Source organism: Azonexus sp. (assembly GCF_047638095.1).
GTDB lineage: Bacteria > Pseudomonadota > Gammaproteobacteria > Burkholderiales > Rhodocyclaceae > Azonexus.
This window is the reverse complement of record NZ_JBLJBW010000060.1, coordinates 1-12742: the sequence shown is the minus strand read 5'-3', so window position 1 is coordinate 12742 and position 12742 is coordinate 1. Positions and strand designations below refer to the sequence as shown.

The window sequence follows — 12742 nt, the reverse complement described above, 5'->3', positions numbered from 1 at the left end:
ATTTTGCCGTAGATGTCCGGGCGCTCGTCCGGATCGCAGCCGTACAGCGTCACCGAATCGAAGGCGGTGGACAGGCGGTGCGCCGGCATGCCTTCAGAAACGCGCTTGAAGCGGCGGTTGGTGCGGAAAGCGTCGCCTTCGCCGGCGAACATGCGGGTCGGATCCTCGCCCTCGCGCTTGAAGGCGAAGACGCCGGCGGTGTAGGGGAAGGAGCCGGGGACGTTTTCCTTCATCAGGAAGCGCAGAATTTCGCCGTCGTCGGTGTATTTCGGCAGAATCACCTTGCGAATCTTGGTGCCGGAGAGCGATTCGGAAGTGAGTTGGGTGCGAATCTCCTTGTCGCGGATCTTCACCACGTACTCATCGCCAGAATAGGCTTCCAGGGTCTGCGGCCACATGTCGAGCAGTTTTTTCGCTTTACCGTCCTGCTGGCTGTCCTTGGCGGCGGTGAGCTCGTCGAAATCTGCCGTCGATTTATCGCAGGCCGCAAAAAGCTGGCGGGCAATGCGCAGCGACTGGCGCTCGCGGGCGATGCCGACTTCGACTTCGGTGTGCTGATGGTAATCCCGCACGCTGTCGGCGATTTCTGCCAGATAGCGTACGCGGGCCGTCGGCACGATGGCGCGGCTGGCCGAAGACTGCTTGACGCTCACCGGCGGCAGCTTGCCGGCTTGCAGCTGCAAGCCTTTGCCGCGCAAGGCCGGTACCAGGGCTTGGTAGAGCGCGGTCACGCCGTCGTCGTTGAAGCGCGCGGCCATGGTGCCGTAAACCGGCATTTCGTCCGGGTTCTGATTGAACAGCTCGCGGTTACGCTGGTATTGCTTGCGCACGTCGCGCAGCGCGTCTTCCGCGCCCTTGCGGTCGAATTTGTTGATGGCGACGAAATCGGCAAAGTCGAGCATGTCGATTTTTTCCAGCTGCGAGGCCGCGCCGAATTCGGGCGTCATGACATACATCGAGACATCGACGAAGGGCACGATCGCCGCATCGCCCTGGCCGATGCCGGAGGTTTCGACGATCACCAGATCAAAGCCAGCCAGCTTGCAGGCGGCAATGACTTCCGGCAGCGCCGCTGAAATTTCGCTGCCGGTGTCGCGGGTGGCGAGCGAGCGCATGAAAACATTGGGATGCTCGATGGCATTCATGCGGATGCGGTCGCCCAGGAGCGCACCGCCGGTACGCTTGCGCGAGGGGTCGATGGAGATGATGCCGATCTTGACTTGATCGTCTTGGTCGAGGCGGAAGCGGCGCACGATTTCATCAGTGAGTGAAGACTTACCTGCACCGCCGGTGCCGGTAATACCGAAAACCGGAATCTCCACACCGTAAGCCGCCTTGATCAGCGGCTCTTTCAATTCCGGCGCACTGCCGTTTTCCAGCAGGGTGATGAGGCGCGACAAAAGGCGACGGTCGCCCGCCTTCAAACCGGCAATCGCCGCGTCCGCACCGGGTACGCCTTGCTCGGCCACGTCGTAATCGGATTTCTCCACTACTTCGTTGATCATGCCCTGCAGGCCCATGTGCACGCCGTCTTCCGGCGCGTAGATGCGGGTCACGCCATAGTCGTGCAGTTCGCGGATTTCCGCCGGCACGATAACGCCGCCACCGCCGCCGAAGACCTTGATGTGCTCGCCGCCATTGGCTTTCAGCAGGTCGATCATGTACTTGAAAAACTCGACGTGGCCGCCCTGGTAACTGGTGATGCAGATGCCCTGCGCGTCTTCTTGCAGCGCAGCGTTGACGATGTCTTGCACCGAGCGGTTATGCCCCAGGTGGATCACCTCGGAGCCGGTCGCCTGCAAAATACGGCGCATGATATTGATCGAAGCATCGTGGCCGTCGAACAAGGAGGCGGCAGTAACGAAACGCACCTTATTCTTCGGCTTGTAGGGGGACAACTTCTTGGCGACGGACAAATCGGTCATGGCGCAAAGCCTCCGTTGGGGTCAATAGTGGAGGCATCTTAGGCCGCTTTTGCGCGCTCACCATTGCCCACATTGACGATAATCATGCAATTTCAGCCATAATGCACAGCTCGCCTCTTCATTTTCTCACTCGGAAAAATTTGATGCAGCGCAACATTGCCTTTTCTGAAAGCACACGCCAAGCCACTGTTGCCATTGAGTTTGTTCACGGCATGCTGGCTGGACTGGATCGCAAACACATCGATCCGCAGCCATTTTTGCAACAAGCCGGGCTTGATCTTGCAGATAACGCCAGTCGAATTCCGGTCGCCCGTTATGCTGCCTTATACAACCTGTTAAACCGCGCCTTCGATGATGAAGCCTTTGGTCTGTTCAGCCAGCCCATGCGTGTCGGCAGTTTCGAGTTTCTCTGCCGTGGCTGCCTTTCGGCACCGACTCTGGGCGAGGCGCTGGAACGGATCGGGCGTTTTTTACGCCTCAACCTTGCCGACTTGAAAGTCAGCATCCGCCGCCAGCACGGGCAGGCCGAACTGGTCATTGCTGAAACCCGCCGCCTTGCCGCCGCCCCCGACGACCCCGGGCGGGTGTTCGCCTTCGAATGGCTGCTGCGCCTCTTGCATGGCCTTTCCTGCTGGCTGGTGGCGCGCGGTCTGGCGCTCGATAGCGTTCTCTTTCCCTATCGCCGGCCCAGCCACTCTGCCGATTACGCCCTCATCTTCACCGAAGATTCCCGTTTCGCCCCCACCGTTCCCGGCGGCACCGGCACGCTGATCGCCAGCTTCAATGCCAATTTTCTGGAATTGCCGATCCGCCGCGACGAAGCCGACCTGACGCGCTTTCTCGACGGCGCGCCGGGCAAAATCACCTCACTCTACCGGCGCGACCGCGCCATGGTCACCCGCATCCGCGACCTCTTGCGCGACAGCCTGCCGCAAGCCTTGAGCCTGGAAGACATTGCCGCACGCCTACACCTTTCGCCGCGCACCATCCATCGTCGGCTGGAAGAGGAGGGCGCCAGCTTTCGCAGTATCAAGGATGCACTGCGCCGCGATTTGGCGCTCGCCCGCCTGACCAAAACCAAGCTCAGCATCGCCCAGATCGCCAGCGAACTGGGCTACGCCGATACCTCAGCCTTTTATCGCGCGTTTGTCGACTGGACGGGCAACTCCCCCGTGCACTACCGCAAACGCTTGCAAGCGCAGCGCCCATAAGCGGAGTGAATTGTTCATGCGTTTTCGCCAATTTTGCCTCTCTCTTTTTCTGCTTCTTCCCCTGTGGCTCAGTCTCCCGGCACCGGCGCGGGCCGTTTTCGAGCAGGAAATTCATTTTTCTGAAGCAGAAATCCAGCGCGAGCTCGCCAAACGCGGGCCGCTGGAAAAACGCTATGGCGATTTACTTGTCGCCACGCTGCCCGAAGCCCCACGCATCCAGCTAGGCGTACCGGAGGGGCGGCTCACCCTCGTCGCCCGTGTTTTTCTCAGCTTGGCCGGCGCGCCCGCCTTGCCCGTAGACTTAAGCGGCACGGCGGGGCTGCGCTACGACGACCAGGAAAAAGCCTTTTACCTTGACCAACCCAATGCCGAACAGGTGCACGCTCCCGGCCTCGACCCGCAATGGCGTGGATTGATCGAGCAATCCCTGAGCCGCATGTTGAAAAGCTATTTCCGCAAAACCCCCGCCTATCGTCTGCGCCCCGAGGCCAGCCCGCAAGAAGCCAGCGCCCGCTGGCTGCTGCGCTCGGTACGCATCGAACGCGGGCAAGTCACGGCCGTACTCTCGCCCTTCTGATACCTCTTGCCACCCCCAAAAATACCTCCAAAAAAGCCGCCCGCCGCCTTGCCCGCCCCCACAGCATCGGCCACAATGTCACAATGCTTGCGCTTTCTCAAAAAAACCAATGAGTGCTGTTCTGCCGCGTATTTGCAGTTTTCTGCTGATGCTTTTTCTGGGCAGCCATACTGCATTCGCCGATCCGCCGCCCCTCAAACTTGGCGTCATGCCGTTCAACAGCCCGCAAGCGCTGGCCCGCAGCCTGCAAGGGTTGACCACCCATTTAGAGCAGCAACTAGGGCGTAAGATCATCCTCTATACCGCACCGAACTACAAAACGCACATTCAGCAGCTCCTCGCCGGCGAATTTGACATCGCCATTACCGGACCGCATTTTGCTGCCATGGCAGAAGAGCAAAGCATGCGCATTCTCTTTCGCTATGCGGAAAAACTTGAACCCGTACTCGTCTTGCCGGCCAACAGCCCTCCGCTGCAGGTAGCGCAGTTGCGCGGCAAAACCATCGCCACGGCCAGCCGTTTTGCCATCATCACCTTGGGCAGCCTGGAATGGCTGGAAAAAAACGGCCTTGAACTCGGCAAGGATTACACCCTGCAAGAATATCCCTCACACGGTGCCGCCATCGCCGCCGTCGCCAACCACATGGCAGATGCCGCCTTTGTTGCCGCGAGCGCCTTGCAGCAAAATCCTGAGGAAATAAAGCAGGCGGTACGCACGCAAGAAATCGGTATTTTTTTGCCGCATGTGTGCACCCTGCTCAATCGCACGCTGGATCCGGCAAGCGCCGAGCGCATCACGCAGGCCTTGAGCGATTTTCCTCATACCGAGGCGGGCAAAGCTTTTTTCCAGCAAACCGGCTATGCCGGCTATGCCCCTCTTTCGGCGGCTGACCGGGTGCAATTACGCCGTTACATCGGCTTAACCAAACACCTTCTCGAGTTACCGTGATGCAACGCACCGGATTTTTTCACAGTCTGCGCTTTCGCTTGCTCTTTGCCAGCCTGCTGATTCAACTCGCCTTCATCACCTTGATCATCGGCAACGGTTTGCGCTTGGTCGATGAGCACCTGCATGAACATGTCGACGAGCACATCCAAGACGCCCAGCTACTGTATCAAACGGCGCTTGCCGCACCGCTCGCCAACCGCGACTACGCCACCCTCCACGAAATCATCGAAAGCCTGATGCATGACGACAACCTGAAATACATGCTGCTCATCTCCCCGGAAGGACAACGCCTGGCCGGCAGCGCCTGGCCAGAGGGGCAGCCATTGCCGGCCAGTGGTCTGGACCCCGTGCACAACGACCTCATGCATGTCATCGCGCCGCTTACCCTTTACGGACAACACTACGCCGACCTGCATTACGGCTTGACCTTACAGTTCATCAAACGCACCCGCGACGACCTGATCGTGCAAAGTGTGCTGATCAGCCTTGGCGGCATCCTCTTCAGCCTGCTCGCATTGGGCCTCTCGAGTTACTGGCTGACCCGCCATCTGCGCACCCTGACAGAAACCAGCCAGCGCATTGCCGCCGGCGATTACCAACTCCAGCTCCCGCAAAACGGCCCGAGTGAAATTGTCAGCCTGAGTCAGAATTTCAGGCAAATGGCCCAGGCCATCGAACAGCGCATCCGCGATGCACAAAATGCCACGGCGGCCTTGCGCGACAGTAACGACCTGCTGGTCGGCTTCATCGATGCCCTGCCCGATAACGTCGTGATCAAGGACAGCAGCAACCGCTGGCTGCAGATCAATGCGGCCGCGCTGCAGCGCCTTGGATTACAGGATTTTCCCTGGCTGGGTAAAACACACCAGGAAATGGCCGAACTGCGCCCCGCCTTTCGGGATTTCCATCTGCGCGGCGCGGATTCCGACGAAGCCGCCTGGCAGCATCCGGGCGTCCAGCTTTCGATCGAGTACATCAACCCGACCGACGCCTTGCAGCGCACCATAGAAACCCGCAAGGTCGCCCTCTACACCCCCGTCGGCAAGCGTTTGGCGATTGCCACGATCGGCCGCGACATCAGCGAACGGCGGCGCATCGAAAGCGAACTGGAACACTACCGGCAACATCTGGAGGAGCTGGTCGCCGAGCGCACCCATGAATTACTCCTGGCCAAACAGGCTGCCGAACAGGCCAGCCAGGCAAAAAGCCAGTTTCTGGCCAACATCAGCCACGAAATCCGCACCCCGCTCAATGCCATTACCGGCATGGCCCACCTGATTCGCCGCGGCGGCCTCAGCGAAACACAGGACAACCGCCTGCGCACCCTGGAAAATGCCAGTCAACATCTGCTCGACATCATCAATGCCGTGCTCGACCTAGCCAAGATCGAAGCGGGAAAATTCACCCTCAGCGACAGCGCGCTCGATCTCGACAGCCTGCTCGACACGACACTGGCAATGATCCAGCACCGCGCCCGCGACAAACAGCTCACACTCACCGTGCAGCAGCGCGACTGGCCCGCCGGCGTGCTGCTGGGTGATGCCACCTGTCTGCAACAAGCGCTACTCAATTACCTGACGAATGCGCTCAAATTCACCGAGCGCGGGCATATCGACATCGGCGTGGACACCCTGGAAAGCAATGAGGATTCGGTACTTTTGCGTTTTTCCGTGCGCGACAGCGGCCCTGGCATCGCCGCACCCACACTGGCACGCCTGTTCGAGCCCTTTGAACAAGGCGACAACTCCAACACCCGCCAATACGGCGGCACCGGTTTGGGTTTGCCGATCACCCGGCGCTTGGCGGAGTTGATGGGAGGCGAGGCCGGCGCACAAAGCACCCCGGGAGAAGGCAGTCATTTTTGGTTCACCGCCCGTCTGCGCCGAGCTGGACAAACGCGCGAAACACAACCGAGCGCCCTCGTCGACGAGCCCACTACGCCGCCACCAAATTCGGAACGCATACCCGACGACACAGCGAGCAACCTCCCCGTCGGCGCAACCGCCCCAGTGCGCATTCTTCTGGCCGAAGACGAACCGATCAACCGCGAGATCACCCAGATGTTGCTCGATGAAATCGGGATCAGCGTCGACTGCGCCGTCGACGGCGCAGAAGCCATCGCCATGGCCCGCCAACAAGCGGCCAGCGGAAAAATCTATGCCATGATCCTGATGGACATGCAGATGCCCGAAGTCGACGGCCTCGAAGCCACCCGCCGTATCCGGGCGCTACCCGGGCTCGCCGATTTACCGATCATCGCCATGACCGCCAACGCCTTCGCCGAGGACCGCCAGCGCTGCCTCGCCGCCGGCATGAACGATTTCATCGCCAAACCGGTCAAGCCAGAAGTTCTCTTCGCCACGGTACGGCGCTGGCTGCCACAAGAAAAAACTGCCGGCTGATTTTCAGCATTTCTCCGTTTCAGCGCTTCTCCGCTTCAGGCCGGCAGGCGCAGCAGGCTGTCCTCCCAGGCTGGGTGCTTCTCGTAACCGAGCAGATTGGCCACGGTCGCCGCGATATTCGCCAAACCCGCAGTTTCGCTTGGCTGCAGACCAAGGCGGCCGCCGCTGGCGGCATCGAACAGGATCAGCGGCACCGGGTTCAGGGTGTGGGCAGTTTTCGCCTTGTAGGAACCGTCTGCGTTCTGCGCCGGCTGGCCAGTTTTTTTATCCAGCTCGTACATCTCGTCGGCATTGCCGTGGTCGGCGGTAATCAGCGCCACGCCGCCCGCCGCCGCGACGGCTTTGAGCAGGCGGCCCAGGGCCAGATCGAGCGCCTCCACCGCCATGGTCGCCGCGCGGAAATTGCCGGTGTGGCCGACCATGTCGCCATTGGCGAAGTTGCAGCGCAGAAAACGGTAGTGCCCGCTGCGAATGGCGGCAATCATGGCATCGGCGATTTCCGCCGCCTTCATCCACGGGCGCTCCTCGAACGGCACCACGTCGCTCGCCACCTCCTGCCAGGTTTCACCGGCGAACTTGCCGGAGCGGTTGCCGTTCCAGAAATAGGTGACATGGCCGAATTTCTGCGTTTCCGAGCAGGCGAACTGGGCGATGCCTGCCTTGCTGAACCACTCGCCGGAGGTGTTGGTGATGGCCGGCGGCGGCACCAGAAAACGCTTGGGCAGCTGCAAATCGCCGTCGTATTGCAACATGCCGGCGTAAGTCACCTGCGGCACACGCACGCGGTCGAATGCGCCGAAATCTGCCTCGACGAAGGCGCGGCTGATTTCAATGGCGCGGTCGCCACGGAAGTTGAAAAACACCACCGCGTCGCCATCCTCGATCCTGCCGACGGGCTGACCATTTTCGGCAATGACGAATTCCGGCAGATCCTGGTCGATAGTGCCGGGATGCTGCGCGCGCAGGCCATTGACGGCCTCCAGCGCGCTGGCGAACTGCTGCCCCTCACCCAGTACGTGCGTACGCCAGCCGCGCTCGACCATCGGCCAGTTGGCATCGTAACGGTCCATCGTGATGTACTGGCGGCCGCCGCCGGAGGCGATACGGGCGTCAAAACTGTCATCGTTCAGACTCGCCAGAAAGGCTTCGAAGGGTACGACGTAATCGAGCGCGCTGGTTTCCGGCACATCGCGCCCATCGAGCAGGGCGTGGATGCGCACGCGGGCGATGCCTTCCTGCTTGGCGCGCGCCACCATCGCCTTGAGGTGGTCGATGTGGCTGTGCACGTTGCCGTCAGAAAAAAGCCCGATGAAATGAATCACCCCATGCCCAAGGCGGGCGGCAGCGATGATTTCCTGCCACGCTTCCCCCGCCCACAGGCTGCCCTGAGCAATCGCATCGGCCACCAGCGCCGCGCCCTGGGCGTACACCTGCCCCGCGCCGAGGGCATTGTGGCCGACTTCGGAATTGCCCATATCCTCGTCCGAGGGCATGCCGACTGCCGTGCCATGGGCGCGCAGGCGGATGTGCGGCGCTTCTGCGAACAGACGCTCGAGATTGGGTTTTTGCGCCGCCGCAATAGCACTGCCGACGGCGTTTTTCGGCAAACCATAGCCATCCATGACGACGAGAACGACCGGGCCAGCCACACCGGCGAAGGAAGCAGATTTTTGCAACATGTGGATTCCAGAACGAAAGGCCGGCAAGCTGCCGGCCAAAATGGGAGAACCCCGATTTTACGCGATCTGCCGGGCAGGATTAGCAGCGGACAGACTCAGCTCTTCCATCGCCAACCTTCGCTGGCGCGAACTTCTCCTTGCTCGCAGTTCAGAACAGCTCGGCGTCGCCATAGGACGGGCTGGGGAAGATGCCCTTGCGCACCAGCGCTTCAAAATCATAGGTGCGATTGCGTCCGTCATTTTTCGCCTGATAAAGGCTGCGGTCAGCCCGCCCCAGGACTTCCACCGGCAGTACGTCCGGATCGATCTCGGCATAGCCGATGCTGATGGTGATTTTTCCGACACGCGGAAAACTGTGCGCCTCCACCGCCAGACGGACCCGCTCGAAAATATTGTGGGCAATGGCTTCGTTGCTCGCGGTGACAATGGCGACGAATTCCTCGCCACCGTAGCGGTAGAGCAGATCGGAAGTGCGAAAGGTATTTTGCATCAGGCGCGACACGAGCAGCAGCACCTCGTCGCCGATCATGTGGCCGTAGCTGTCGTTGATGTTCTTGAAAAAATCAATGTCGATCACCCCCAGCCAAAAAGTTTCGGCCTGCGCACAGCGCCGTCCCTCATGACGCTCCTGAAAAGCATCCGGGCGGGCCATGCTGGTCCAGATTCTTTCGAAGTTGTTTTCCAAGGCCTGGCGGTTGAGCAGGCCGGTCAGGCGGTCGCGCTGGCTGACGTCGAGCAGGGCGTAATAATTGGAAAAGACTTCCAGCACGCCGCGAATGGTGGCGTCCTCGCTGGGCGAGGCTTCGTGGTCGCGCAGAAAAACGAAGTAGCCGCACACTTCGTTGTTGCCGAACAAGGGGTAGGCCATGAGAAATTCGCCCTTGTGCGTGCGCGCGCACGGCTTGCCCAGAAGGCGCACGTTCTCGGTCAGGGCAATGACCTCGGCCGACACATCGGCGATTTGGCTCAATTCTTCGACCCGCTCGGTCATGCGCACCACACCATCGGCATCCACCACTTTCGAACGATGATAGTGCAGCACCCGCGCCAACTGATGCCGGTCATTGAGGCGATAGAGCGAGGTATCGAGCACGCCGAGCAAAGGCCCCAGCGTGCGCAACAGGCTTTGCTCGACGAGTTCAGTGTCGCGAATCGAAGTCAGCGCCCCCAATTTACCCAAAAGCCCCGGCGCACGGCTGGTGACGGCGGCGGTAGAGGACAGGTGCGCACTGCGATTGGGCATGGGTGTCTCCAGACAAACGGGGAATTTCCCATGGTATCCCAAACAGGCCCAGCACACTGTTAAGTGCTTGTAAATGAAATGCAAAAAAAGAGGCCTAAAAAAGAGGCCCACTAGGGGCCTCGAAAAGAAAGAGACGCAAGTCGTTTGCTGTTCTCCCTGGTCTCTCACGCAGAGTCTTTACATATTCGGGTAATTCGGCCCGCCGCCGCCTTCCGGCACCGACCAGATGATGTTCTGGGTCGGGTCCTTGATGTCACAGGTTTTGCAGTGCAGACAGTTTTGTCCATTGATCTGCAGGCGCGGCGTACCGGCTTCCTCACCTAAAATTTCATACACGCCGGCCGGGCAGTAACGCGTTTCCGGCGCACCGTATTTGGCGTAATTGACACTGAGCGGCACGCTGTCGTTTTTCAAGCGCAGGTGGCAGGGTTGATGCTCCTCGTGATTGGTCGCCGACAAGAAAACAGAGGACAACCGATCAAAGGTGAGCACGCCATCCGGCTTGGGATAATCGATTTTCGGGTAAGCAGTTTTTTCTGCCAGCTGACTGTGATCGTCGTGCTGCGACAGGGTCCACGGCGCTTTGCCACGGAACAGGAAGGTATCGAGCGCACCGTAGGCGATGCCCCCCAGCAAACCCCAGCGAAACGCCGGGCGGATGTTGCGCACGCGGTACAGTTCATCGTACAGCCAGCTTTGTTTCAAGGCGGCCGGATAGGCGATTGCCTCCTTGGCGCTTGCATCCGCCAGCGCGGCCAGTACGCCATCGGCGGCGAGTAGGGCCGACTGCATGGCCATGTGCGTGCCTTTGATTTTTGGCACATTGAGAAAACCCGCCGTGTCGCCAATCAATACACCGCCCGGAAAAGTGAGCTTGGGCAAAGACTGGTAGCCGCCTTCGGACAAGGCGCGCGCCCCGTAGGAAATGCGCCGTGCGCCGGCAAAAAAATCACGGATCGACGGGTGCGTCTTGTAACGCTGGAATTCCTCGAAGGGCGAGAGCCAGGGGTTTTTGTAATCCAGGCCGACGACAAAACCCACCGCCACCAGATTGTTTTCCAGGTGGTAGAGGAAGGAGCCGCCGTAGGTGTCGCTGGCAAGCGGCCAGCCCACGGTATGCACGATGAGCCCCGGCTGATGTTTGGCCGGATCGATTTCCCACAACTCCTTGATGCCGATACCGTAGGTTTGCGGATCGGCTCCGTCGCGCAACTCGAAGCGTTCGAACAGCTCGCGCGTCAGCGAGCCACGGCAGCCTTCGGCAAACATCGTTTGACGGGCGTGCAATTCCATACCGGGCTGAAAATTCGGGCCGGGCTGGCCGTCTTTACCCAGCCCCAGATCACCAGTGGCGACACCCTTGACCGAGCCGTCCTCGTGGTAGAGCACTTCGGCGGCGGCAAAACCCGGGTAGATCTCCACCCCCAGTGCCTCGGCCTGCTCGCCCAGCCAGCGGCAGAAATTGCCCAGGCTGACGATGTAATTGCCGTGATTGGACATCTGCGGCGGCGTCGGCAGCTTGATTGCGCCACTTTCCGAAAGCCACAGAAAACGATCTTCACCGCCCGGCGTGTTGAGCGGCGCGCCGCGTTCCTTCCAGTCCGGGAAAAGTTCTTCCAGGGCGCGCGTTTCGATCACTGCGCCGGACAAAATATGCGCACCGATCTCGGAGCCTTTTTCAAGCAGGCAGACCGACACCTCCTGCCCCGTCTTTTCTGCCTGCTGTTTGATGCGAATCGCCGCGGTTAGCCCCGCAGGGCCGCCGCCAACGATCACGACATCGTATTCCATTGCTTCGCGATCGGTACGCATGATGCTTCCTCTCAGAACAGGTTTTCCGGGAGCGCAAAAACCGCTGCGCCGCCACCGGTCACTTCCGCCGCATAGGCCGCCGCGAAGGGCAGCTGATGCGTGGCGAAATATTCCGCAGTGGCGATCTTGGCCGTGTAGTAGGGGTCGGCATCGCCTTCAGCAATACGCTGCGCCGCAATGGCGGCCGACTTCGCCAGCAACCAGCCGCCCGTCACCGTACCGGTGAGCCACAGGAAGGGCACGGAACCCGCATGCACGGTCGGCGCATTGTCGGCGTAGTTGGCGATGATCCAGTCCGTCGTGCTGGCAAGCGCAGCGGCACCGGCCTTCAGCTGGGCGGCGATGGTGGCGAGCTTGGGTTGGGCGGCCAGTTCTGCGGCGGTCGCTTCGATTTCGGCGAGCATGGCCTTCATCGCCGCGCCCGGCACCTTCTCACGCGCCAGCTTGCGGCCCACCAGGTCGTTCGCCTGAATTGCCGTGGTGCCTTCGTAAATGGTGGTGATGCGCGAATCGCGGTAATACTGCGCCGCGCCGGTTTCCTCGACGAAACCGACACCGCCGAACACCTGCAGCGCGGTGGAAGAAAGCTCGACCCCCTGCTCCGTACTCCAGCCCTTGACCACCGGCGTCAGGAGGTCGATGCGCGCCTGCGCGGCGGCATCGCCGGCATGGGCGCGATCGATTTGCGCAGCGGCGTAATAGGCCACGGTGCGCATGGCTTCGGTACGCGCCTTGCATTCCATGAGCAGGCGGCGCACGTCCGGGTGATGCAAAATGGGTTTTTTCTCACCCGACTTGTCGCCAATGATGGCCCCTTGAATACGTTCTTTCGCGTACCACAGGGCATGCTGATAAGCGCGCTCGGCAATGCCGACGCCTTCCAGACCGACGTTGACGCGGGCGTGGTTCATCATGGTGAACATGTAGCCGACGCCCTTGTTTTC

The 12742-nt window shown here is 60.7% G+C and carries 9 protein-coding genes; 4 read left to right on the top strand and 5 right to left on the bottom strand.

The features are described from left to right. A partial coding sequence (locus tag ACM62Q_RS12065) for a methylmalonyl-CoA mutase family protein (protein ID WP_415036910.1) occupies positions 1-1925 on the bottom strand: 1925 nt, incomplete at its 3' end. Between the two features lie 143 nt (positions 1926-2068). Between ACM62Q_RS12065 and ACM62Q_RS12060 the strand changes: the two genes are divergently transcribed. The 4 genes from ACM62Q_RS12060 to ACM62Q_RS12045 all read left to right on the top strand — a co-directional run bounded on the left by ACM62Q_RS12060 (position 2069) and on the right by ACM62Q_RS12045 (position 7064). Beyond that, positions 2069-3136, top strand: coding sequence for an AraC family transcriptional regulator (locus tag ACM62Q_RS12060; RefSeq protein ID WP_415036908.1), 1068 nt, complete (start codon positions 2069-2071; stop codon positions 3134-3136). 16 nt (positions 3137-3152) lie between these two features. Continuing rightward, positions 3153-3713 carry a DUF1439 domain-containing protein gene (locus tag ACM62Q_RS12055; RefSeq protein ID WP_415036906.1) on the top strand — a complete coding sequence of 187 codons (561 nt, stop codon included), beginning with the start codon at positions 3153-3155 and terminating at the stop codon, positions 3711-3713. Positions 3714-3822: 109 nt separating this feature from the next. Next, positions 3823-4662, top strand: a complete 840-nt coding sequence (locus tag ACM62Q_RS12050; protein WP_415036904.1) for a phosphate/phosphite/phosphonate ABC transporter substrate-binding protein — start codon at positions 3823-3825, stop codon at positions 4660-4662. Further along, positions 4662-7064, top strand: a complete 2403-nt coding sequence (locus tag ACM62Q_RS12045; protein ID WP_415036902.1) for an ATP-binding protein — start codon at positions 4662-4664, stop codon at positions 7062-7064. Before ACM62Q_RS12050 ends, ACM62Q_RS12045 begins: the two co-directional genes overlap by 1 nt. 35 nt (positions 7065-7099) lie before the next feature. On the opposite strand, the gene gpmI is transcribed toward ACM62Q_RS12045, so the two are convergent. From gpmI to ACM62Q_RS12025, 4 genes are all read right to left on the bottom strand, one after another. Then, complete coding sequence (gene gpmI, locus ACM62Q_RS12040; protein ID WP_415036900.1) at positions 7100-8743, bottom strand: 2,3-bisphosphoglycerate-independent phosphoglycerate mutase; 1644 nt, start codon at positions 8741-8743, stop codon at positions 7100-7102. A gap of 148 nt (positions 8744-8891) precedes the next feature. Next, positions 8892-9986 carry a diguanylate cyclase gene (locus ACM62Q_RS12035; protein ID WP_415036898.1) on the bottom strand — a complete coding sequence of 365 codons (1095 nt, stop codon included), beginning with the start codon at positions 9984-9986 and terminating at the stop codon, positions 8892-8894. Positions 9987-10163: 177 nt separating this feature from the next. After that, complete coding sequence (locus ACM62Q_RS12030; RefSeq protein WP_415036896.1) at positions 10164-11798, bottom strand: electron transfer flavoprotein-ubiquinone oxidoreductase; 1635 nt, start codon at positions 11796-11798, stop codon at positions 10164-10166. Between the two features lie 11 nt (positions 11799-11809). After that, the coding region (locus ACM62Q_RS12025) for an acyl-CoA dehydrogenase (protein WP_415036894.1) at positions 11810-12742 on the bottom strand (933 nt) is incomplete at its 5' end.